The following is a 21,587-nucleotide window of genomic DNA, read 5'->3' as shown; positions in this document are numbered from 1 at the left end:
TTTCAAACAAGCAACGGAAAGGGGTGAGGCATGGCCGGCATCTGCGACGTCCCCATCATCAGCAACGTCTGCGACGTCGTCGGCGAGACCGCGGCGACGCTGATCAGCGCGCCGTTCGACTGGCTGGCGCAGGCGATCGGCGCCGCCGCGTCCTGGATGTTCCAGGGCGTGTGGTGGCTGTTCGACACCACGACGCTGGTCGACCTGAGCGACCCGGGCTACATCGGCGTGTACAACGTCATCTTCGGGATCGCCATCTTCCTGATGCTGATCTTCTTCTGCCTGCAGCTGATCACCGGCCTGATCCGCCGCGACCCGTCTGCGCTCTCGCGTGCTGGTCTCGGGCTGGCGCGGAGCGTCCTCGGTTCCTTCCTCGTGGTCACCCTGACCACGACGCTGCTGGAGGTCGTCGACCAGCTCACCATCGGGGTCGTCCAGGCCACCGGGACGACCGTGGAGGAGATGGGCGGCAAGATCGGCCTGCTAGTGGCCGGGCTCACCGCCATCAACCTCAGCGCCCCCGGTGCGGGGGCGATCGTGACGATCTTCCTGTCGTTCCTCGCGTTGAGCGCGGCGGCGATCGTGTGGTTCAGCCTGCTGATCCGCAAAGCGCTGATCCTGGTCGCGGTGGTCATGGCGCCGGTCGCGCTCTCCGGGGGCTCGTGGGATGCCGCCCGGGGCTGGTTCGGGAAATGGGCGAGCTTCGTCCTCGCCTTGATCTTCAGCAAACTCGTCATCGTCGTGGTGTTCCTGGTCGCGATCAATCAGGTCAACGCGCCGATCGACTTCGACCTGGCCTCCATCGCGGATCCGGTCGCGGGCATCGTGTTGATGTTCGTAGCCGCTTTCGCGCCCTACATGGTGTACCGGTTCATCGCGTTCGTGGGCTTCGATATGTACCATTCGATCGCGGCCGAGCAGGACGCGAAGCAGTCGATGAACCGGCCGCTGCCGCTGCCGGGCAAGCCCTCCGGGCCCGCCCCCAAGCAGGTTCTCGACGGCGACGGCTCCTCCGGCGGCTCCGGAGCACCGCCGGCTGGACCCGGCCCGGGCGGTCCCGGCGCGGAGCCCGCGCCTGGTGGCGCGCCCACCGGCGGCGGGTCGGCCGGCACCGCCAGCACCGCCGGAACGGCCGGCACCGCCGGCACAGCGGGCACCGCCGGGGCCGGTGGCGGCAGCGCGGCCACCGCCGGCGCGGGCGCGGGTGCGGCGGCCGGGCCGATCGGGCTCGGGGTGGCCGCGGCTGCCACCGTCGCCAAGGGCGCGGCGGAGGCGGGCCCCAAAGCGGGCGCCTCTGTGGGCCGGGCCGCGGAAGGTCAGGCTTCGGTCGCGCAGGAGGGCCAGGCCGCCCCGCCGCCCGAGCAGCCGCCACGGCACGCGACCTCGTCCCCGCCTCCGGCGCAGCCTTCCCCTGCGCCCGCCACCGAGCCCGCGGCGCCGCAGCGGTCGCAGCCGACGCCACCCCGGCAGGGGCCGCCGCCTGCGACGGGTGCTTCGGCTCCGCCGGCCCAGCAGGCGCCGCCGCCGCAGCGCACCTCTCCTGCGCCCCCGGCACCCTCCCCGACGGATCCGGGGAAGCGGTAGCCCCCGACCGCCCCGATCCCGAGAGGAGGTGACACCCCCCGGAAGGCGGCGGTGCACGACCCGGTCAGCTGTAGCGACCTGACCCGGGGATCGTGCACCGCCGCCTTCTTCGCGTCCTCGTACCTGCCTGGCGTCCCGCATGTCCCGCCGAGCCCCGAGGAGCAGCATGGCTACCACCCGATCCGAGTACGAGCTGACGCCGGTGAAGTTCTCCCGGCTCACCACCCGGGGACTGATCCTGGGCCTGTCCCTGTCGCAGGTGATCGTCCTGGCGGTCGCGGCCGTCGTGTTCGTCGCCTCCCTGTACGCCGGCGGCTCCACGGCCTTGTTCACCGCCCCGGCCTGGGCCTCCGCGGTCGGGCTCGCGGTCGTCGGGATCGGCGGCCGCAAGCTCGTCGAGTGGGTGCCGATCACCGGGCACTGGCTCTGGCGCAAGGCTGCACGGCAGACCGCCTACCGGCGCCGCATCGCCAAGCCCCGCCCCGCCGGCACTCTCGCCCTCCCCGGCGATGCCGCGGCGCTGAGGCAGTACGAGGACCCCGAGACCGGGGCGGTGATGGTCCACGACCCGCACCAGCAGACGCTCACCGCGATCCTGGAAGTCAATCACCCGGCTTTCGTGCTGATGGACCCCGGCGAGCAGGAGCGGCGCGTGCATGCCTGGGGGCGCGTCCTGTCCACCGTGTGCCGCTCCGGCCGCGTCGCCCGGCTGCAGGTCCTGGAGCGGACGCTGCCGGACTCCGGGTCCGGGCTGACGCAGTGGTGGGCCGAGCATGGCCGCGACGACGGCTCCTGGGTCGCCAACACCTATCGGGAGCTCATCGAGCGCGCCGGTCCCACCGGGGAACGGCACATCACCACGATCTCCATACAGTTGGACATGCGCGCCGCCGCACGGCAGATCCGCGCCGCCGGCGGCAGCCTCCGCGGGGCCGCCGCCGTGCTCGGCCAGGAGATGCACACCCTGACCACCGCGTTGCGCGCCGCGGACCTGAAGCCCTCCGACTGGTACACGCCGGGGCAGCTGGCCGTCATGCTCCGCACCGCCTACGACCCGCAGGTCGCCTCGAGCCTCGACCGTGCCGGCGACCTCGGCCGCGACCTGGCCACTGCCGGCCCGGTCGCCGTCGAGGAGACCTGGTCCAGGCTGCGGTCGGACTCCGCGCACCACGCGGTGCTGTGGATCAGCCAGTGGCCCCGGGCGATGGTCTACCCGGGGTTCCTCGCCCCGATCCTGCTCAGCTCCGGGATCCGCCGATCGGTGACGATGCTGTGCGACCCGGTCCGCTCCGACCAAGCAGCCCGCGACATCCGCAAGAAGAAAACCGAGTACATCTCCGACGCCACCCAGAGGCAGCGGATCGGGCAGATCGAGGACGCCTCGCAGTCCGCCGAGTACCAGGACGTGCTCCAGCAGGAAGCCGACCTCACCGCCGGGCACGGGGTGCTGCGCTTCACCGGGCTGATCGCCGTGTCCGCCGACACCGTCGACGAGCTCGACGCCGCCGTCGCCGCCATCGAGCAAGCCGCGATCCAAGCCTCCTGCGAGACCCGGCTCCTGGTCGCTCAGCAAGCCCAGGCGTTCGTCGCTGCTGCGCTGCCGCTGGGCCGCGGCATCTGAAGCCCTTACCTGTCCGGCACCGACCCCGGAAGGAAGGCCCCGTCATGGATCCCGATCGCAGCCGCCGCAAGCTCTACTCCACCGTCCTCGTCGAGACCGGGCGGGGCAGCCGCCGCGGCCGCCGGCAACGCCAGAAGGCCGCCGAGGCCGTCCTCGCCAACGATCAGGCGGCCACCCGCGCCGAGCAGAAGGCACGCTACGACGCCCAGCGCGCCGAAGCGCGCGCCATTACCTACCTGCCCCGCGGCGGCGAGCCCGGCCCCGCGGCGCTGCGCTCCTACCGGCCGTTCCGGGTGCCCACCCACCAGGACACCTCCGCGACGCTCCAGGGCGCGTATCCCTTCCTCGCGGAGGGCGGCCTGGGCTCCAGCGGTGTTTTCGTAGGGCAGGATCTCTACTCGGGCGGCAGCTTCGTCTACGACCCGTGGCACTTGTATCAGCGGGGGCTGATCACCGCCCCGAACCTCGTTTTGGCCGGCATCGTGGGCGCCGGGAAATCGAGCCTCGCCAAGAGCCTCTACACGCGCAGCATCGCCTTCGGACGCCGCGTCTACGTTCCCGGCGACCCCAAGGGCGAGCATTCCGCGATCGCCGAAGCAGTCGGCGGAAAGGCCATCATCCTGGGGCACGGCCTCCGCACCCGCCTCAACCCCCTGGACCAGGGTTACCGACCCGCCGGCCTCTCCGAGGCCGAGTGGACCTCCACCATCGCCTCCCGTCGTCGCGACCTGATCGGGGCGCTGGCCGAGACCGTCCTCGAGCGACCCCTCTCTCCTCTGGAGCACACCGCGATCGACCTTGCGCTGCGCGCAACTGTCGCGCAGGCCTCCGTGCCGATCCTGCCCATGATCGTCGAACGCATCCTCGCCCCCGACTCCGCCGACAACCTCGACGGGCGCCTCGCCGAAGACGGCCGCCTCGTCGGCCACGCGCTGCGCAGACTCGTCGCCGGCGACCTGGCCGGATTGTTCGACGGGCCCTCCACCGTGACCTTCGACCCCACGCTGCCGATGATCAGCCTCGACCTCTCCCGGGTGGTGGAGAACTCGACCCTCATCAGCGTGCTGATGACCTGCTCCTCCGCGTGGATGGAAGCCGCGCTCCTCGACCCGGCAGGCGGGCAGAGATGGGTCGTGTACGACGAGGCGTGGAGGCTGATGAGCCATCCGTCGCTGCTGCGGCGGATGGACGCGCAGTGGCGCCTCAGCCGCCACTACGGCATCGCGAACCTCTTGATTTTCCACAAGTTGACGGATCTGGACACCGTCGGCGACAGCGGCTCAGCCATGCGGGCGCTGGCCGGCAGCCTGCTCGCCAATGCGGAGACGAGGATCATCTATCGGCAAGAGAGCGACCAGCTGGGCGTCACCGCGCAGACCCTCGGGCTCACCGGAACCGAGCAGCGGCTGCTGCCCACTCTGGGCACCGGGCAGGGCCTGTGGCGGATCAAGGACAGGTCCTTCGTGATCCAGCATCAACTGCACCCGAGCGAGCTGGCGGCCTTCGATACGACCGGCCGGATGACTGGGGAAGCCCGCAAGTTCACGGATCCGGGAGCATCGCTGGGGCCTTTCGATAAGGGTACGGCGGCGTGAGGATGTGGCGCAAGAGCGACCCCGAAGCTGTCCCGGCGGTGCTGCCGTTGATCATTGCGGAGGTCATTTCCGAAGAGCACATCGTGCTGACCGTGAACGGGCAGCGCATCCCTGCCGCGCCGACGACCCGGGACGAGCTTGGCCGGGCGATCGGCGAGCTGGTCACCCGGCTGCACAGCCCCACTCGGGTCGAGGTCCACGAGCTGGACGGCAGCGTCTGGGCCGACATCATCACCCCGGTAGCTGTGCCCGGTGACGCGCCGATACCGCCAGCTGCGCCGGGACCGGTGCTGGTCGAGTTCACGTCCGAAGGGTTCGTTCCGGGCGAGGACGTCGCGATCGCCCTCGTGCTGCGGCATACCTCCGCCGGCGGCAACGGGACCGCTCGCGCCCTGGTGGATCGGGCGGAGAAGGCGACGGTCACCGGCGAGGTGATCCTGTTGGGTCGTATCTCGGGCACTCTCTCGATTCAGCGCGCCGACTGACCTTCGCCGGGCCCTACCTCGCTCCTGACCCGCCGCACGGACGGGTCAGGAAGGAGGCGTCATGGCCGCGCCCGGACAGGCCCGCCCCGCCAACGATGCCCTGCTGAACGTCGCCCTTGGCGCACTGGTCGCCGCCATCGCCCTCGGCGGCGTGCTCCGAGTGGCCGGCAGCGCGGCCGCGTTCCTCACCGGCCTCCCGGAGCCGTCCGGGAGCCTCACCGACGGGCTCGGCGTCCTGGCATCCCCGGCCGACCCAGGGGCGGCAATCGGGGCTGACGGCCTGAACCCGGTCGTCTACTGGCTTCTGGTCGTCGTCCTGCTCGGCGTGCTCGGCACGGCAGGCGTATTCGTTTTCCGGGCGATCCGTCGCGCGCGCTCGAGTACGAACCCGCACCAGCTGGCGGGCACCGCGACCGGCGGGGAGATCGCCCGGGTCGCATCCGGCAAGACCCTCGTGAAGCGCGCCAGCACGCTGCGGCCCTCGCTGACCGGCAAGGCCACCCCAGGCGACGTGGGCTACCTGCTCGGCTCGAGCAAGGGCGGACAGGTGTGGGCGACGATCGAGGACAGCATCCTCCTGATCGGTCCGCCCCGCTCCGGCAAGGGCTTGCACATCGTGATCAACAGCGTCCTGGACGCCCCCGGGGCGGTGATCACGACCTCGACCCGGCCGGACAACCTCACGGCCACGCTCCGCGCGCGGGCGCGGAAGGGTCCGGTGGCCGTGTTCGATCCACAGCAGCTTGCCCCGGGCCTGCCCGCTGGGCTGCGGTGGTCGCCCGTGCGCGGCTGCCAGGACCCCCTCACAGCCATGATCCGAGCGAAAGGGTTGGCGACGGCCACAGGCTTCGGCGGGGTGCAGGACGCCGGCTTCTGGGAAGGCAAGACCACCAGCGCGATCCAGGCGCTGCTGCACGCAGCCGCCCTCGACGGGCGCGACGCGAAGACCCTCTACCAGTGGGCCCTGAATCCCACGCTCGCCGCCGACGCCGTCCGAGTGCTCTCCTCGCACCCCGGCGCGGCCGACGGATGGGCCGAGAGCCTGGACGCGATGGTGCAGGCCGACCCCCGCACCCGCGACAGCATCTGGCAGGGCGTGTCCCTCGCCCTGGCAGCGCTGGCCGATCCGCGCGTGCTCGACGCCGTGTCCCCGGCTCCCGGAGAGGAGTTCGACCCGGAGACGTTCCTCCGGGCAGGCGGCACCCTGTTCCTCCTCGCCACCGGTGCTGGGGCAGGTGCGTCCGCGGCGCTGGTGGCCGCGTTCATCGAGGACCTCGTGGAGGCGGCCCGGAAGATCGCCGCCCGCTCCCCTGGCGCCCGGATGGACCCTCCGTTGCTGCTTGCGCTCGACGAGATCGGCAACTTGTCACCGCTGCCGAGCCTGCCGACCCTCATGGCTGAGGGCGGCGGGACGGGCATCACGACGCTCCCAGTGCTCCAGTCGCTCGCCCAGGCGCGGGAGAAGTGGGGCGAAAACAATGCGAACGCGATCTGGGACGCGTCAATCGTGAAGGTGATCCTCGGCGGCGCATCCAACAGCCGGGACCTGCAGGACCTGTCGACGCTGATCGGGGAACGCGACGAGGGCACGGACTCGTACACGACCGACGCCTACGGCGCGCACTCCAGCCAGCGCTCCATCCGACGGGTCCCGATCCTCCCGCCCGACGTGCTCCGAACGTTGCCGTTCGGCACCGGGATCGTCATGCTCCGCACCGCCCGCCCGATCGTCACCGATCTGCGCGCCTGGCCGAGCCGCCGGGACGCCTCCCAGCTGCGGGAAGACCGCGCCGCCGTGGAGGCCGCACTACGTGCCGGCCACTGACGCATTCCGGTTGGGGGGCGGGGCGCTAGCGGCGGAGCCAGTCCGGCGCGGGAGGATCTGCCACGGCAGGCGTCTCGAACTCGGTGAGGTGACGCTCGCGGCCTGGGCGGGCTGGATTGCTCAGCAGGAACTTGCGCGCGTCCGTCGCCGAGGTCACGAGCATCGCCTGCCCGCTTTGGATCCATAGATTCGGGCCCGCACTCACAGGGCGGGTGATCGGACCCGGCACCGCGCCGACTGGTCGTCGCAAGGCAGTCGCCTCACGAAGGACATTGATTGCCGAGGATCGCGCGTCTGCTTCCACCAGGAGGACGCCATCCGACAATGCCGCGATGAGGCGCGTCCGTTGTTGAGTCCGCCCACGGGTGAGGGTCGTTCCTGGAGGTAGCTCGCTGAGGAGCAGGCCCGTCTCCTCGATCCGCCGGTAGAGGTCCGAGTTTCCCATCTGGTAGACGCGATCCAACCCGGTCGGCATTACCGCGATCGTGGTCGTTCCATTCAGCATCGCGGCGCGATGCGCGGCGGCATCGATGCCGTACGAACCACCCGAGACGATATGGATCCCTGTCTGAGCGAGGTCCCCGGTGAGTGCGGTCGCCATCTCGTAGCCGTACGTGGACGCCGCCTCGGCGCCGACCACAGCGATCCTCGCGGCCTCCGGATGTGCCAGGGAAGAGGGCCGACCCTTCGCCCAGAGCGCGGCTGGCGTCCGGGAGCCGAGCTGGTCGAGCTCTGTCGGCCAGCCGTAGTCGCCGGGGATCAGAATCCTCATGTCCTGACGCTCCGTCTGCTCGAGAGCGTGATCAACCTGTTGGGGGTTCAGCCGCGCTTGCACGGGTCCCCGCCAGGCTGCCGCCTCCTTCGCGCTGAGCCCTGGAATGGGGTCGTCGCTGTCGGCCAGCCGCAGCGTCGCGATCGGGCCTTCGGCGTCCAGCAGCGACCCGGTGACCGTGTTGCCGGGCTCGAAGGCGGTAGCGATCATGACCCGAGCGGCGCGCTCGTCCCACCGCAGGCCCGTGAACCTGTCCATCGGCGCGCTCCTTTCTGCTCGATCTGTTCCAAGAGGAGGTAGGCAGACGGTTTCTCCTGCCGTCGGTCGCACCTGATGGGTGACCCCGCAACCGCGGGCGAATCAGTCGACAGCGAAAGAAGGGGAAGGGCATGGCCATTCCTACTCGCCCCGGAGTCGTGGGGCACTTCATGTCGGATCCCGAGCTGACCACCTCGGAGAACGGCCGGAACCGGCTGTTCGCGTGGGTCGGCCTGCAGGATCCGAACCCGAACGAGGACGGCACGTTCCCGCCGGCCGTCCGCACGCAGCTGGTGATGTTCAACGCCTCAGCGACGCGCGCCGCAGAGACCTTCCGCAACGGCGACAACTTCGTCGCCACCGGCCGCGTGGATGCCTCCGAGCACAACGGCGAGCAGCGCGAGCGGTTCATCGCCTCCAGCATCGGCCCCGACAACAACCTCAGCACCATCCACCTCCAGCGCGGCCGCACGGAGCAGCGGACCCAGGAGCAGAGCGCACCCGACCGCGAAGCTCAGGAGGCCGACCCTGCGGCGGCTGCGCTGGCCCGGCGCGAGCAGGAGCTTGACGCCGCACCGGCGACGGGCGCGGCCGCCGCCGCCTCTGCCCAGCGCGAGCCGGTCGCCCGATAGCCGGGGCGTCGCCGGCGGCCCCGCAGCCCCCGCCGGCGACGCCCCTTCTCTTTCTTCCCCCGCGCACTGTGCCCCAAGGAGTCACGCCATGACCACGTCCGAGGAGAACCAGCCTGACCTGGATGAGAACGCTGTCGCCGAGGTGCAGCGGGTCGTCGCCGAGCAGTACGCCCAGCACATCACCGATGTCCTCGGCGAAGTGCCGCGACCGATCAACTGGCGCGCCCTGCCCCCGGACGATCTTGAGCACGAGCTCCTGGAGCTGAATGCGTGGGTCGACTGGGTCCGCCACGAGTATGGGCTGCCCGCGCAGATCATTCCGCCGATGTGGCATCGCCACCCCGAGTTGCTGTGGGAGCTCTCCGCGCTGCGTCAGCACTGGCTGTTCTGCTACGACCCGCAAGCCAAGGGCAACCAGGCCCTCGCCTGGCACCACGACTTCGCGATCGCCCGCGAGCGACTCCGCGATTGGGTTACCATCGCCGGCACCCGCCTGGACCGCGACCGCCCCACCCGCATCACTCCGTGGCCCGGCGGCGAGGCCGAGGACTGGACCGAGCAGGACACCAGCGAACGACCCGTGACTGCACGCACCGAGGACTTCCTCGCCTTCGTGGAGGCGCAAGTGCAAGCGAGGCAGCGGGAGCAGGACGCGACCATCCGGGAGATCGTCAATACGGATTGGAGCGACCGGCCATGAGCGACGGCGCGGAGCAGCTCCTGGTATCACCGCTGCTGGATAGCCGCGAGGTCGCCGCGTACCTGAAGGTGTCGGAGTCGACGCTGTCCCGGTGGCGTGCGGACCGGAAGGGACCGCCGTTCCTGCGTGTGGGAGGGATCACCCGATACCGGATCGACGCGGTCGAGGCCTGGCTGGCAGCGCTCTCGAGCGATGAGCACCGCTGAGGCCACTCCGCCCCCGATCCCGCCGATCGGTGTGAAGGTCGCCACCGACCTGGAGTACCGTCCCTCCGGCATCCGCGCCCGCGCGCGCTGGACCGACCCGCAGACCAAACAGCGGATGGTGCGCGCGCTCGTCGTTCCCGACGAGGAGGCAGCGGAGGCATTCTTCGCCGGCCTGCAGGCGTCCTCGGCGATCGGCATCGACCGACACATCACCCTCGCCGACTACCTGTCTGTCATCGGCGACCGCTGGACCCGCGGCCTAGATCTGACCTCCACCGGGGACAACTACAAGGTCGGCATGCGACTGCGGGTCATACCCGCGCTCGGGCACCTGCCGATCTCCTCGATCACCGCGGGGATGATCGATCGGACCATCGATGAGTGGGAAACGAAGCATTCAGCGTCGACGATCAAGAACAGCATCGCCCCGCTGGTGCGGGTACTGGATGAAGCCGTCCGCGACGACGTGCTCAGCAGCAATCCCGCCCGGCACCGGTCTCGCCGAAGCCTCGGCAAGACCGCAGTCACCTTGGACGAGAGGGACACCTCCCCCAGGGCGCATGCACTGCCTGACCTCGCGGCCCTAACCGCGCTGGCCGACCTCTGCGGGCAGGTGCATCAGAGCTACTCGGACTTCGTCATGCTCTGCGCGCTCTTGGCCTCTCGAGGCTCCGAGGTTGCCGGCCTCCAGGTAGGGGACGTGGACTGGGATACCAACATCGTCACGATCCGCCGGCAGACCTACCCTGGCTCCGGCGGACTTGTGACCAAGCAGACCAAGGGACGGGAAGCCCGCCCCGTCCCGATCCTGCAGGCCCTCACCCCGGTGCTGGAGCGGCTCACCGCCAACCGGGAACCAGAAGAGCGCCTCTTGAAAGGGCCACGCGGTGGTGTGCTCACGACCGCGAGCGTGCGTGACGCGACGAAATGGGATGGCCTCGTCACCGACCTCGGGCTGCCATCTCTCACCCGGCACGGGCTCCGGCACACCGGAGCGACCTGGATGGCCGACGCGGGGATCCCGCTCCACGTTCTGCAGCGCATCCTCGGCCACAAGTCGATCGAGACAACCCGCGGCTATCTGCACCCAGACAATCGGCACCTCGCCTCCGCCGCCGAGCAGGCCAACGCGTACCTCGCCGCACAGCCACAGAACGCGCCGCAGGCGCCGCGGGCGAGGCGCTCGCAGCCGACCCACCTGCGCCGGTGATTCGTTGGCAACACGGCCCCGAAAGAGGCGCTTGTGTCCCGGCGGTGTCCCGGCGCTTCACAACAGCGGCTCCGAGCAGCGCTCTCGACCTCGGTGCCAGCGAGCGACCGAGTCCGACGAAAACTCGTCGGACGAAATGACGAAGCCCTGATGAAAAGTGCTTCTCATCAGGGCTTTTCCGTCGGGATGACAGGATTTGAACCTGCGACCCCCTGACCCCCAGTCAGGTGCGCTACCAAGCTGCGCCACATCCCGTGGCTCGATATTCAGTTGTGTGGATGGGCTACCGCGCTTGACCCCCAGTCAAGTGCGCTACCAAGCTGCGCCACAGCCCGTGGACGACCGCGCTTTCGCGCGGGCAACTCCACTATCCTAGCCGACGCAGACAGGCGCCGCGAACCTTGGTTCTCGGGCGTGGCGCCCTCCGGGGCGAGTCACATCCTTGCCCGTGTCGGTGGCCCGGCGTAGCGTGCCAGCATGTCGACGATCTCAACCGAGCGTGCCACAGCCAGCCGGTGGAACGACGTGCAGCATTCGCTGACCGGCGGTGGTGATGGGCGCTCGTGCCAGTGCGTCTGGCCGATGCTGCGCAACAAGGACTGGAATCAGACGACGCTCGCTCAGCGCCAGGACGCACTCCACGACGAAGTCGACAGCGGTCCCCCACCCGGACTCGTCGCCTACATCGATGGCGAGGCGGCAGGGTGGATCCGAATCGGCCCGCGTACAAGACAGTTGCGCATCATCCACACCCGCGCGATCGCGGCAGCGACCGCCGAACCTCTTGACGACGAATCGGTCTGGAGCGTCAGCTGCTTCGTCGTGCGCAAGGAGCACCGCGGCAGGGGTCTCAACACAGCGCTCCTCACCGCTGCCATCGATTACGCGCGCGACAGCGGCGCGCGCATGATCGAGGCGTATCCCGTCGACCCCTCCACAGGCGAACACCACCCAAACGAACTGTTCCACGGCACACTTTCCACCTTCATCACCGCAGCTTCGACGTTGGCACTGCCCTCACGAACGGTCGAGTACTCGTGACGCGCGGCCTCGCGAACTGACCGTGTCGCACCCGCACGCTAGCGTGGCGATATGAGCATCCAGCACCCAATCATCGACGACCCGGAGCTCGGCCGGCTGACGCGCGCCGAAACCACCCTCGATGACGGCGGTGTCGTCACGCACGACTGGTACGCCGGCACCGTCACTCTCGCCGACCAAGATGTCGAGTTGATGATCGATGGCACGACGCCCGAAGGTGTGCAGAAGCTGCTCCCCCGCATCCGCGCCGTCATCGCCGACCTCGCGAACATCCGCCGCCAAGCTTCGGATGCCATCAGAGCGCACTTCAGCGACACCGAACCGACCGCGGCAGAACTCGACGAAGCAGCCGAAGACCTGCTGCTCGAGGCCGTTGAAGCGACGGCCGACGAAACAGTGCTGCACTTCGTCGACAGCTGCGGACAGCACTTCCCCGAAGAATGCTGGCCCGCGGCGCATCTCGATGCGCACGGAGTCGTCACTACCGTCACCGTCGAAGCATGAGCGGTTGGGGCCACGAATGACGGACAGACCCCGGAGAGAATCGGAGATGACCATGGATGCTGTGAAGCCCGTGCGCATCGACAGCTGGCTCTGGGCGATCCGCATCTACAAGACCCGTTCGGCAGCGACGACGGCATGCCGAGCCGGGCATATCCGAGTCAACGGCGATCGCATCAAGGCTGCGCAGACGGTCAAGCCGGGCGACGAGGTGCGGGTGCGCATCTCGGGCTTCGATCGCATTCTCGTCGTGCGCACAACCCTGTCGAAACGAGTCGGAGCACCCGTCGCCGTCACGGCCTACGAAGACCGCACTCCGCCGCGCGAACCGACCGCGATGCTGGCCGTCCGCGACCGGGGCGCGGGACGCCCGACCAAGCGCGAGCGCCGCGAGATAGATCGCTTGCGCGGGCACGGCGAATCGTGAAATAAGAGCATTTCCCCCTTCCGTTATTCGAAGTTATGTACTAATATTGAAGTATGGCCACCAACCTCCCCGCCGACTCCGATCAGCACACGCTGCTGCTCGAAGAGTGGCTTGAGGCCCGGCGCGAGGCCGCCAAATGGGAGGCGAAAGCCGCCGCCGCACTCGGCCGCAGGGCCGCGCTCTTCGACGCAGACGTCGAGAGCGAACCGCTGCACCGCGATGCCATCTGGCGCTCGATGGTGGCAGAACTCTCCGCTGCTGCGCACATGGCGAGAGGCAGCATCGAGCATGCACTCACCGATGCGAGATCCCTCGCCAGCGACTTCCCCGCCCTCAGAGCGTCGTTCGGGTCCGGAGATATCTCCGCGGCCCACGTACGTGAAGTCGTTCGCGCCGCGTCACCGGTGATCGCGGCCATCCACGACGGCACCGTCGAGGCCGACGTGCTCGGCGTCTACGAAGCCGCTTCCGTGCAGTTCGCCGAGCACGAGTCGCCGGCTCGCACGCGCGCGCATGTACGAGAGATCGCCGCGGTCCTGGCAGAGCAGACGGTCAGCGAACGGCAGCACTCAGCCGCAGGCGAGCGCGCAGTCACGGTCCGGTCGGTCGGAGACGGCCTGGCTCTTCTGCAGGCCGTGGTTCCTGAGCACTACGCGACCGCGATTCTGGATCGCCTGACGCAGATGGCTCTCCACCAACGTCGACATGTCGAAGACCGCGACCCCGCCGTCGGCCCCATGGCCGAATGCCTCCAGCCCGACGACTTCTCTGCCAACAGCCTGTTCTCGAACGGCAGCGTGATCTTCGGCGTGCAAGACACCTACACCGTCGATCCATTCCACCCGGGCGAGCCGAGCAGAACCTATCACTGGATCCCCGAGTCCGAGTTCCCCGAAGATCCGGCCCAGTACGCCGCATGCTGCGATGCGATCGACCGAGAGATCGCGGCCGGCCCCAGCGTCGTCCGGATTCCCGGTGACCCACGAACGCTCGACCAGATCCGCTCCGACCTGCTCATCGATCTGATGCTGGGTGCCGACCCTTCAGAGGTGCAGGGCGCCGGGCTGCAGAACATCACCGGTCAGATTCATGTCACCATCGCGGGCAGCACGCTCGCCGACCTCGACGATAAGGCTGCGATGCTCGACGGGCACGGACCACTTCTTCCCGATGTCGCTCGCACACTGGCCGGACGCGATGGTGGTTGGACACGGCTGTTCCTCGATCCCTCGGGTCTCGTCACTCAGACCGACACCTATACTCCGACCACAGGCATGAAGCGGTTCCTGCGGGCTCGCGACCAGCACTGCCGGTTCCCCGGATGCCGGATGCCTGTGCACCGCTGCGATATAGACCACACGCACGATTATGCTCTCGGAGGACCGACTGCTCTGAACAATCTCGCGCACCTGTGTCGATCGCATCATGTGCTGAAACATCCGAGCGTCCCGGAAGCCCATCGCTGGAAGGTGAGACAGCTGCCGAACTGGGAACTCGAATGGATCAGCCCGAACGGACGGGTGCATACGGACTCGCCACCGCGACGCGTGATGTTCGTGCCGACCGACACCCTCGGCAACGGTTCAGCGGGCACCGATTCGGCGGGCACCGATTCTGTGGATATCAGCCCAGCCGAGGTCAGACCGACCACTGAAGTGCCACTCGCCGCCTGCCCATTCTGATGATGCAGATCGCCCGTCAGCACTGGCACGCCAGAACCGGCAGAACCGGCACGTCAGAACCGGCACGTCAGCACCCGCGCGTCAACCAGCCGGCCGGCTGAGTCCGAGCGCCCAGCCGCTCCGCGCGCTCCCGCAGCTCTCGGTCACTGGTGACGACGGTCACGGTCGCTCCCGCATCCACGCGGCGCCGCGCCTCGTCGACGATGGTGTCGTCCCCGTGGTCGCTGGCACGCACCACCGTAACAGTGGAAGGCGCATCCGGCAGGCTTCGCGCCTTGCCCTCGACCACGAGGACGATCTCCGGAGACCACTGCGTCACTGACGCGGGCGAGCGCTCCCCCGCCGCCGCCGACCCGCTCGGCAGATCCAGCGATTCCGCCGGTATCTCCACAGTCGCCAACCGGTCACGCAGCCGTTTCGCCGCCCCTGCACGATCCTCCCACCAGCCGTCGGGCACCGAACCGATCACGTTCGCCGCATCCACGACGATCACCGGGCGCACGGTCAGCAGTTCGCGCAGCACCGGCCACGCCGCCGCGAAACCTGGATGCAGCGGTCGCTGGTCGACTTCGTCGATCGGCACCCACTCCAGAGCCACGCTCTCGGGATCGCTGATCACCGGCTCGAATGCCACCGCGACATCGGCGACGACCGTCGTGTACGACCAGATATCGAGGTCCACTACTCGCACGAACCTCGGGCGCAGCGCGCCATCGGGGATGCCGGCCTCTTCCTGCGCCTCGCGCACCGCCCCGTCGAGAGCGGTCTCGCCCTCATGCAGCGCCCCACCAGGCACACCCCAAGTACCGCCGAAATGGCTCCAGCCGACCCGAAGCTGCAGCAGCACTCCGCGATCAGCATCCACCGCCAGCACGCCCGCGGCGCCGTAGCGGCCCCAGTACTTCTCCCCGCTTTCCGCGACCACCCAGGCGTCGCCGCTGTTGCGCGGCCCATCGGGGCGGCGCGGCTCACCGGGGGCAGAAGGGACGATCGTCACATCTCCAGCTTTCCACGCCGCACCGCCCCCCGAGGGCCAGAGCGTCCGCGCGTTACCGAACTCCGACCTGCGCGCCGGCGCGCAGACGGGCTGCGGCGAGTTCTTCCGCCGCCTGCAGCGGGGTGATGCTGCGCGCTTCCGAATCGTCGAGAATTGTACGCACGGTGTCGCCGATGCCGGCCACGCGGGCCATGATCTCATCGCTGGTGCCCGTCTGCTTGGCTTCGAGGTCGAGATAGATCACACCACCGGCATTGACTACGAAGTCGGGCGCGTACAGAATGCCGCGGTCGGCCAGTCGCCCGGCTCCCGAGCGCTCTGCGAGCGGGTTGTTCGCGGGCCCGCACACGGCCTTCACATCGAGTGCATCGATGACCTCGTCGGTCAGCAAGCCCCCGATGCCAGCGGGCACGAACACGTCACCGGCGATCAGGTGTTCGGTTCCAGGCTCGACCCAAGCCGCACCCAGAGACTCGGCGAACTCCCGCCGCGCGGGGTTGATGTCGGTCACAGTCAGGCGCGCACCATTTTCCGCGAGGCGCGAAGCCAGGCGTCCGCCGACCTGCCCTAGACCCGAGATCGTGATTCGGCGATCGGCAGCATCCGCCGACCCCGTCACCCGCTCGAGAACTGCCTGCAGCGACGCGTAGACACCAAGGCTGGTCGGTCCGGCCGGCTCACCGGAGCCGCCCACGGTCGACGGCAGGCCCACCACGTGCGCCGTGCGCTCACTGACGGTGAGCATGTCGTCGGTCGTCGAGCCGACGTCTTCTGCGGTGCGGTACTGACCACCGAGCAGTTCGACCGCATCGCCGAGGTCGAGGAAGGCCGCGCGGCGACGATCGGCGTCCAGCACGGTGTCTTCGGGCAGTCCGATCACCGACTTGCCACCACCGGCATTCAGGCCTGCGGCGGCATTCTTCAGCGTCATCGCGGCCGAGAGCCGCAGCGCGTCGCCGAGAGCGTCACTCCAGTGCGGGTATGTCCACAGGCGAGCACCCCCGAGAGCGGATCCCAGCACCGAGGAATGCAGGGCGACCGCGATGAACAGTCCGCTGCGCGACCCCGTCATCACCTCCACCCGCTCGTGCGTGAAGTCTGGCAGGGGCAGGGTGTGGCGCATCATCGCATCCTTTGTTCAAGCGTGCCTCGTGGGCAATGCCGTGCGGATGCCGCGGATTGCAGCATCCGCACCCATTATCTCCCACTCAGCGGACGAACAGCACGTCTCAGCGGGCGGTCATCTGCCCGCTGCGATCAGCGCTGCCGCTTCTCGCGCACCCGCATGTTGATGACGATCGGCGTTCCATCGAACTCGTAGATCTCCCGCAGGCGCCGCTGAATGTACCGGCGGTAACCGGGGTCGAGGAAGCCCGTCGTGAACAGAACGAATGTCGGCGGACGAGTCGTGGCCTGGGTGCCGAAGAGCACGCGCGGCTGCTTTCCCCCTCGCAGCGGGTGCGGGTGCGCGGCGACGAGCTCGGTGAGGAACGCGTTGAACTTGCCGGTCGGGATGCGACGATCCCAGTTCTCCAGCGCCTTCTCCAGCGCGGGCACGAGCCGGTCGAAGTGGCGACCGGTCTTCGCTGAGATGTTCACCCGAGGGGCCCACGCGACGTGCGCGAGGTCCTGCTCGATCTCGCGCTCCAGGTATCGACGACGGTCGGAGTTCTCCATGTCGTCGTCCGACAGACGATCCCATTTGTTGAACGCGAGCACGAGTGCACGACCCGACTCGAGCACCATGTCGATGATGTTGAGATCCTGCACACTGATCGGCTGGCTGACGTCGAGCACGACAACGGCGACCTCGGCCTTCTCCAACGCCGTCGAGGTGCGCAGCGACGCGTAGAAGTCAGCGCCCTGCTGCAGGTGCACACGACGGCGGATGCCGGCGGTGTCGACCAGCCGCCACATCTTGCCGCCCATCTCGACGATCTCATCCACCGGGTCGCGTGTGGTCCCGGCGAGCTCGTTGACAACGACGCGCTCTTCCCCCGCGGCCTTGTTCAGCAGCGACGATTTGCCGACGTTCGGACGCCCCAGAATCGCGACGCGGCGCGGGCCGCCGATCTCGGCCTTGGCGACAGCCGAGACATCGGGCAGCTTCGCCATGACAGCATCCAGCAGGTCGGCGACACCACGGCCGTGAATCGCCGAGACGGGGTAGGGCTCGCCGAGACCGAGGTTCCACAGCGCTGCCGCTTCGGGATCCTGTCGCGGGTCATCGATCTTGTTCGCGACGAGGAAGACGATCTTGCCGCTCTTGCGCAGCAGCTTCACGACGTACTCATCGGTCGACGTCGCGCCGACCTTCGCGTCGACGACGAACAGCACGAGGTCCGAGAGATCGATCGCGATCTCGGCCTGGGCAGCCACGGAGCGGTCGATGCCCTTGGCATCCGGCTCCCAGCCACCGGTGTCGACGAGCGAGAAGCGGCGATCCATCCACTCGGCCTTGTACGTCACGCGGTCGCGCGTGACACCGGGCGTGTCCTCGACGACGGCTTCACGGCGGCCGAGGATGCGGTTCACCAGCGCCGACTTGCCGACGTTGGGCCGGCCCACGATCGCCACGACGGGCAGCGCCGGCATGTAGTGGATGTCGTGCTCGCCGCGCACAGCGCCGGCAAGCAGGTCAGCATCGTCGTCCTCGAGGTCGTAGTCCGAGAGCGACGCGCGCATCGTCTCGGCCCGCTGCTCGGCGAAGTCCTCGTCCAGCTCGGCCATCTTGTCGGCGAGGTGATCGGGGGCGCCTTCGTATTCTTCTTCAGCCATGGGAAGCTCCTCTGTCAGCATCGCGCCGCTGTCCGATCACTGCCAGCACGGCATCGACGGTCTGCGCGAAATCAAGTTCTGTGGAATCGACGACATCGACGCCGGGCGCGGCGTTGAGGAAGTCGACGACGCTGCTGTCCGATGCGTCGCGCTTGTGCAGCGCTTCGGCGACGGCAGCGGCGTTCTCTCCTGCCAGCTCCCCCGCACGGCGCGCGGCGCGCACCTCGGGGGCAGCAGTCAGCAGAATGCGCACCGGAGCGTCCGGTGCGACGACGGTGGTGATGTCTCGGCCCTCGACGACGACGGCGGGATATTCGGCTTCCGAGACGATCCGGCGGAACGTCTCGTTCACCTGCACGCGCACCTCGGGCACGCGGGCGACACCGCTCACCGCAGCGGAGACCCGCGGGTCTCGAATGGCGTCGGTGACGTCCACCTCGCCGACGTGCACGCGTCGGTCATCGGGGTCGAGTCCCTGGTTCAGGGGAAAGTCGGATGCTGCAGTGCGCACCGCATCAGCATCTGCGGTATCTGCACCGTGCTCGAGCACGTGCCACGCGAGCGCTCGGTAGGCAGCGCCGGTGTCGAGGTAGCCGAAGCCGAGCTGGCGCGCGATCGCCTTCGAGACGCTCGACTTGCCGGATCCCGCCGGCCCATCGATCGCGATGAATTTCGCTGCATCAGTCATTGGTGTTCCCCGCAATCTGCCAGCCGCGCTCTTCGAGCCCGTCGATCGCGCCACGCAGCGCCGCGGGAGCGACGCTGATCTCGGCGAGACCGAACTGCGCACCGGGCGAATGCTCCAGGCGCAGATCTTCCACGTTGACGTTCAGTTCGCCGAGCTCGCCGAACAGGCGTCCCAGCTGTCCGGGGGTGTCATCGACCATGACGACGAGCTGCTCGAAGCGGCGGTTCTGGCCGTGCTTGCCCGGCAGCCGCTCGACACCCTCGTTGCCCTGCCGAATGGCATCCGCCACTGTCCGGCGCGAACCGGGCGCGTTCGGCTCCCGCAAAGCGTCGGAGACGTCGCGGAGATCGGATGCCAGGGCATCGAGCACTTCAACGATCGGCTCGGCGTTCGCGCCGAGGATCTGCACCCACAGCTCGGGGGCAGATGCAGCGATGCGAGTCGTGTCGCGCACCCCCTGGCCTGCCAGTCGCAGCGAGCCCTCATCGGCGTCCGCCAGGCGGGCAGCGAGCAGGCTCGCGACCACCTGCGGCACATGAGAGGTGATCGCCACCGAGCGATCGTGCTCCTCCGGAGTCATCTCCAGCGGCATCGCCCCGACATCCAGCGCGAGCGCCTCGACCAGCGCAAGGTCGGCCGGGCGGGTCTCGCCGTCACGGCACACCACCCACGGGCGGCCGATGAACAGGTCGGCGCGGGCCGAGATCGCACCACCGCGCTCACGCCCGGCCAGCGGGTGCGAGCCGATGTATCGCGTCAGGTCGACGCCGCGTCGCCGCAATTCGTCGAACGGATCGAGCTTGACGCTGGCGACATCGGTGACGACAGCATCCGGGTACACGGCGAGCTCCGCCTCGATGACGTCAGCGACCACATCAGGCGGCACCGCCACGACGATCAGACCTGGCCGGTCATCGTCGCGGGCACGTCGCCCGGCGCCGTAGTCGATGGCCAGACGCAACTGCGATGGCGATGCGTCGGCGAGGACGACATCGATGTCCTTCGCGCGCAGCGCGTGACCGATGCTCGAACCGAGGAGTCCTGCGCCAACGATGCGGACGGTCCCCGAAAGCCGCGCGGCGACATGCGCTCGGTGGGGGTGGCTCACTCGATCTCCTGGATGGGGTCCTTGTCGCTGGCCTGGGTGCGATCTGAGGTCGCGGGCACAGCGGAATCCTGGCGCGAGAGGGTCAGCAGCGCGCCACGTTCGATTTTACTCAGTTCGCGTGCCTTCCCCGCAGGGAGGGCTCCCAGGTGGAGCGGGCCGAACTGTCGGCGTACGAGCTCATCGACCGGGTGCCCGACGGCGGCCATCATCCGGCGCACGATCCGGTTGCGTCCTGAGTGCAGCGTGAGCTCCACCAGGCTCGAGCCGCGAGACGCATCCAGCAGGCGCGCCTTGTCTGCCTTGATCGGCCCGTCCTCCAACTCGATGCCCCGGGTGAGGGTGGAGATCGTCTGCGCGGTGACGAGACCGTCGACCTTGGCGATGTACACCTTCGTCACGCCGAACGAGGGGTGCGCGAGCACATGAGCGAGGTCGCCGTCGTTGGTGAGGATCAGCAGACCGCTGGTCTCAGCATCCAGCCGTCCGACGTTGTACAGCCGCTCGGGCCATTCGTCGGTGAAGCGGCGCAGGTCGGGGCGACCGTTCTCGTCCTTCATCGTGCTGACCACGCCGGTGGGCTTGTTCAGCATGACGTAGCGCTTGGAGACATCGAGCTGCACAGCGGTGCCGTCGACGTCGACGAGGTCGGATTCCGGGTCTATGCGCCGCCCCAGTTCGGTGACCGTTTGACCATTGACTCGGATGCGGCCCTCGACGATGTACTGCTCGATCACGCGGCGCGAGGCGACCCCCGCATTGGCGAGCACCTTCTGCAGGCGCACCCCTTCCGGCGCTTCGCCCATCGCGGGAAGAACGCTGTCGTCCGGTGTCATCGCAGTACTCCTTCATCAAAACCGTCGGTGCCGTCGTCGAGCAGGGGTGAGATCGGCGGCAGCTCGTCGATCGAGTTGATTCCGAGATGCTCGAGCAGCGCATCGGTGGTGCCGTAGTTGATGGCGCCGGTCTCGGAATCGGCGAACATCTCGGTGATGAGCCCGCGTGCCAGCAGCGTGCGCACAACAGAGTCGACGTTCACGGCGCGAATCGAGGCCACCTGACCGCGGGTGACGGGCTGCTTGTAGGCGATCACCGCGAGGGTTTCCAGGGCGGCCTGCGACAGGCGTGCCGGAGCCTGTCCGCCGATGAACTCCGCGACCAGATCATCCTGTTCCTCGCGCACGTACAGCCGCCAGCCACCGCCGACTTCACGCAGTTCAAAACCCCGACGCGTCCCTGTTCCTCGGCCGTCGTAGTCGTCGACGAGTGTCTCCAGGGTCTGGCGCACCGCAGGCACGGGGGCGTGCACCGCTGCAGCGAGTGTGACCAGCGCGATCGGTTCGTCGACGATCAGCAGGATCGCCTCGACCCGTTGGGAGAGGGGTGATTCGAACCGTTCCTCGCGAAGATCGGCGGTCGGAGCCGTCTCGGTTCCGGCTTCTGCAGTCATCGTCGCTCTCTCATCCATCGTGTTGCGCAT

The 21,587-nt window shown here is 68.7% G+C and carries 21 protein-coding genes and 1 tRNA gene; 13 read left to right on the top strand and 9 right to left on the bottom strand.

Features of this window, described 5'->3' with window-relative positions; translation table 11 throughout:
- The first annotated feature begins 30 nt into the window (after positions 1-30).
- From FM104_RS11355 to FM104_RS11335, 5 genes are all read left to right on the top strand, one after another.
- Positions 31-1,584: a conjugal transfer protein TrbL gene (locus FM104_RS11355; RefSeq protein WP_087132355.1), complete on the top strand. Its 1,554-nt coding sequence runs from the start codon at positions 31-33 to the stop codon at positions 1,582-1,584.
- Between the two features lie 166 nt (positions 1,585-1,750).
- On the top strand, positions 1,751-3,205 hold the full coding sequence (locus FM104_RS11350) for an SCO6880 family protein (RefSeq protein WP_087132354.1): 1,455 nt from the start codon (positions 1,751-1,753) through the stop codon (positions 3,203-3,205).
- 44 nt (positions 3,206-3,249) lie between these two features.
- The gene (locus FM104_RS11345) at positions 3,250-4,800 is read left to right on the top strand and encodes an ATP-binding protein (protein WP_087132353.1); all 1,551 of its coding nucleotides are present in this window, start codon (positions 3,250-3,252) and stop codon (positions 4,798-4,800) included.
- Positions 4,797-5,285 (top strand): hypothetical protein, encoded by a 489-nt coding sequence (locus FM104_RS11340; protein WP_143738357.1) that lies wholly within the window; start codon positions 4,797-4,799, stop codon positions 5,283-5,285. Before FM104_RS11345 ends, FM104_RS11340 begins: the two co-directional genes overlap by 4 nt.
- Positions 5,286-5,346: 61 nt before the next feature.
- Positions 5,347-7,110: a TraM recognition domain-containing protein gene (locus FM104_RS11335; protein WP_087132351.1), complete on the top strand. Its 1,764-nt coding sequence runs from the start codon at positions 5,347-5,349 to the stop codon at positions 7,108-7,110.
- A 25-nt stretch (positions 7,111-7,135) separates the two neighbouring features.
- Here FM104_RS11335 and FM104_RS11330 read toward each other — a convergent pair whose 3' ends face one another.
- Entirely contained in the window at positions 7,136-8,140 is a 1,005-nt protein-coding gene (locus tag FM104_RS11330) for a DNA-processing protein DprA (RefSeq protein ID WP_087132350.1), read from the bottom strand.
- A gap of 131 nt (positions 8,141-8,271) precedes the next feature.
- On the opposite strand from FM104_RS11330, the gene FM104_RS11325 reads away from it, so the two are divergent.
- The 4 genes from FM104_RS11325 to FM104_RS11310 all read left to right on the top strand — a co-directional run bounded on the left by FM104_RS11325 (position 8,272) and on the right by FM104_RS11310 (position 10,888).
- Complete coding sequence (locus FM104_RS11325) at positions 8,272-8,772, top strand: hypothetical protein (RefSeq protein WP_143738356.1); 501 nt, start codon at positions 8,272-8,274, stop codon at positions 8,770-8,772.
- An 88-nt stretch (positions 8,773-8,860) separates the two neighbouring features.
- Positions 8,861-9,472 carry a hypothetical protein gene (locus FM104_RS11320; protein WP_087132348.1) on the top strand — a complete coding sequence of 204 codons (612 nt, stop codon included), beginning with the start codon at positions 8,861-8,863 and terminating at the stop codon, positions 9,470-9,472.
- Complete coding sequence (locus FM104_RS11315) at positions 9,469-9,678, top strand: helix-turn-helix transcriptional regulator (RefSeq protein ID WP_087132347.1); 210 nt, start codon at positions 9,469-9,471, stop codon at positions 9,676-9,678. Before FM104_RS11320 ends, FM104_RS11315 begins: the two co-directional genes overlap by 4 nt.
- Positions 9,665-10,888, top strand: coding sequence for a tyrosine-type recombinase/integrase (locus FM104_RS11310; protein ID WP_087132346.1), 1,224 nt, complete (start codon positions 9,665-9,667; stop codon positions 10,886-10,888). The genes FM104_RS11315 and FM104_RS11310 overlap by 14 nt, the downstream gene beginning before the upstream one ends.
- Positions 10,889-11,069: 181 nt before the next feature.
- Here FM104_RS11310 and FM104_RS11305 read toward each other — a convergent pair.
- A tRNA-Pro gene (locus FM104_RS11305) sits at positions 11,070-11,143 on the bottom strand.
- Between the two features lie 222 nt (positions 11,144-11,365).
- Between FM104_RS11305 and FM104_RS11300 the strand changes: the two genes are divergently transcribed.
- Genes FM104_RS11300 through FM104_RS11285 form a run of 4 tightly spaced genes read left to right on the top strand, consistent with a single transcriptional unit; the run spans position 11,366 to position 14,539 of the window.
- The gene (locus FM104_RS11300; protein ID WP_087132345.1) at positions 11,366-11,929 is read left to right on the top strand and encodes a GNAT family N-acetyltransferase; all 564 of its coding nucleotides are present in this window, start codon (positions 11,366-11,368) and stop codon (positions 11,927-11,929) included.
- A 51-nt stretch (positions 11,930-11,980) separates the two neighbouring features.
- On the top strand, positions 11,981-12,433 hold the full coding sequence (locus tag FM104_RS11295) for a hypothetical protein (protein ID WP_087132344.1): 453 nt from the start codon (positions 11,981-11,983) through the stop codon (positions 12,431-12,433).
- A 46-nt stretch (positions 12,434-12,479) separates the two neighbouring features.
- Positions 12,480-12,857 (top strand): RNA-binding S4 domain-containing protein, encoded by a 378-nt coding sequence (locus FM104_RS11290; RefSeq protein WP_373407849.1) that lies wholly within the window; start codon positions 12,480-12,482, stop codon positions 12,855-12,857.
- A 53-nt stretch (positions 12,858-12,910) separates the two neighbouring features.
- Entirely contained in the window at positions 12,911-14,539 is a 1,629-nt protein-coding gene (locus tag FM104_RS11285; protein ID WP_087132342.1) for an HNH endonuclease signature motif containing protein, read from the top strand.
- A 67-nt stretch (positions 14,540-14,606) separates the two neighbouring features.
- Here the strand turns inward: FM104_RS11285 and FM104_RS11280 are convergent, their stop codons facing one another.
- From FM104_RS11280 to scpB, 7 genes are all read right to left on the bottom strand, one after another.
- A complete protein-coding gene (locus FM104_RS11280) occupies positions 14,607-15,536 on the bottom strand; it encodes an NUDIX domain-containing protein (protein ID WP_087132341.1) in 930 nt (309 codons plus the stop codon).
- Between the two features lie 52 nt (positions 15,537-15,588).
- Positions 15,589-16,659 (bottom strand): Glu/Leu/Phe/Val dehydrogenase family protein, encoded by a 1,071-nt coding sequence (locus FM104_RS11275; RefSeq protein ID WP_087132420.1) that lies wholly within the window; start codon positions 16,657-16,659, stop codon positions 15,589-15,591.
- 134 nt (positions 16,660-16,793) lie between these two features.
- Positions 16,794-18,314: a ribosome biogenesis GTPase Der gene (gene der / locus FM104_RS11270; protein WP_087132340.1), complete on the bottom strand. Its 1,521-nt coding sequence runs from the start codon at positions 18,312-18,314 to the stop codon at positions 16,794-16,796.
- Entirely contained in the window at positions 18,307-19,002 is a 696-nt protein-coding gene (gene cmk, locus FM104_RS11265; protein WP_087132339.1) for a (d)CMP kinase, read from the bottom strand. Before cmk ends, der begins: the two co-directional genes overlap by 8 nt.
- Positions 18,995-20,110: a prephenate dehydrogenase gene (locus tag FM104_RS11260; RefSeq protein ID WP_087132338.1), complete on the bottom strand. Its 1,116-nt coding sequence runs from the start codon at positions 20,108-20,110 to the stop codon at positions 18,995-18,997. Before FM104_RS11260 ends, cmk begins: the two co-directional genes overlap by 8 nt.
- On the bottom strand, positions 20,107-20,943 hold the full coding sequence (locus tag FM104_RS11255) for a pseudouridine synthase (protein ID WP_256971629.1): 837 nt from the start codon (positions 20,941-20,943) through the stop codon (positions 20,107-20,109). The genes FM104_RS11260 and FM104_RS11255 overlap by 4 nt, the downstream gene beginning before the upstream one ends.
- Positions 20,940-21,557, bottom strand: a complete 618-nt coding sequence (gene scpB, locus FM104_RS11250) for an SMC-Scp complex subunit ScpB (RefSeq protein ID WP_087132418.1) — start codon at positions 21,555-21,557, stop codon at positions 20,940-20,942. Before scpB ends, FM104_RS11255 begins: the two co-directional genes overlap by 4 nt.
- Between the last annotated feature and the right edge of the window lie 30 nt (positions 21,558-21,587).

It is taken from the genome of Microbacterium esteraromaticum (assembly GCF_900163815.1).
GTDB classification, from domain to species: domain Bacteria; phylum Actinomycetota; class Actinomycetes; order Actinomycetales; family Microbacteriaceae; genus Microbacterium; species Microbacterium esteraromaticum_B.
The sequence above is the reverse complement of the archived record's forward strand: the minus strand, read 5'-3'. Positions and strand labels throughout refer to the sequence as shown.

Excerpts from the sequence above, each read along its gene's own strand:
- FM104_RS11355 (WP_087132355.1), top strand. The coding sequence starts at position 31 with ATGGCCGGCATCTGCGACGTCCCCATCATCAGCAACGTCTGCGACGTC.
- FM104_RS11350 (WP_087132354.1), top strand. The coding sequence starts at position 1,751 with ATGGCTACCACCCGATCCGAGTACGAGCTGACGCCGGTGAAGTTCTCC.
- FM104_RS11345 (WP_087132353.1), top strand. The coding sequence starts at position 3,250 with ATGGATCCCGATCGCAGCCGCCGCAAGCTCTACTCCACCGTCCTCGTC.
- FM104_RS11335 (WP_087132351.1), top strand. The coding sequence starts at position 5,347 with ATGGCCGCGCCCGGACAGGCCCGCCCCGCCAACGATGCCCTGCTGAAC.
- FM104_RS11330 (WP_087132350.1), bottom strand. The coding sequence starts at position 8,140 with ATGGACAGGTTCACGGGCCTGCGGTGGGACGAGCGCGCCGCTCGGGTC.
- FM104_RS11325 (WP_143738356.1), top strand. The coding sequence starts at position 8,272 with ATGGCCATTCCTACTCGCCCCGGAGTCGTGGGGCACTTCATGTCGGAT.
- FM104_RS11320 (WP_087132348.1), top strand. The coding sequence starts at position 8,861 with ATGACCACGTCCGAGGAGAACCAGCCTGACCTGGATGAGAACGCTGTC.
- FM104_RS11315 (WP_087132347.1), top strand. The coding sequence starts at position 9,469 with ATGAGCGACGGCGCGGAGCAGCTCCTGGTATCACCGCTGCTGGATAGC.
- FM104_RS11310 (WP_087132346.1), top strand. The coding sequence starts at position 9,665 with ATGAGCACCGCTGAGGCCACTCCGCCCCCGATCCCGCCGATCGGTGTG.
- FM104_RS11300 (WP_087132345.1), top strand. The coding sequence starts at position 11,366 with ATGTCGACGATCTCAACCGAGCGTGCCACAGCCAGCCGGTGGAACGAC.
- FM104_RS11295 (WP_087132344.1), top strand. The coding sequence starts at position 11,981 with ATGAGCATCCAGCACCCAATCATCGACGACCCGGAGCTCGGCCGGCTG.
- FM104_RS11290 (WP_373407849.1), top strand. The coding sequence starts at position 12,480 with ATGACCATGGATGCTGTGAAGCCCGTGCGCATCGACAGCTGGCTCTGG.
- FM104_RS11285 (WP_087132342.1), top strand. The coding sequence starts at position 12,911 with ATGGCCACCAACCTCCCCGCCGACTCCGATCAGCACACGCTGCTGCTC.
- FM104_RS11275 (WP_087132420.1), bottom strand. The coding sequence starts at position 16,659 with ATGCGCCACACCCTGCCCCTGCCAGACTTCACGCACGAGCGGGTGGAG.
- der (WP_087132340.1), bottom strand. The coding sequence starts at position 18,314 with ATGGCTGAAGAAGAATACGAAGGCGCCCCCGATCACCTCGCCGACAAG.
- cmk (WP_087132339.1), bottom strand. The coding sequence starts at position 19,002 with ATGACTGATGCAGCGAAATTCATCGCGATCGATGGGCCGGCGGGATCC.
- FM104_RS11255 (WP_256971629.1), bottom strand. The coding sequence starts at position 20,943 with ATGACACCGGACGACAGCGTTCTTCCCGCGATGGGCGAAGCGCCGGAA.
- scpB (WP_087132418.1), bottom strand. The coding sequence starts at position 21,557 with ATGACTGCAGAAGCCGGAACCGAGACGGCTCCGACCGCCGATCTTCGC.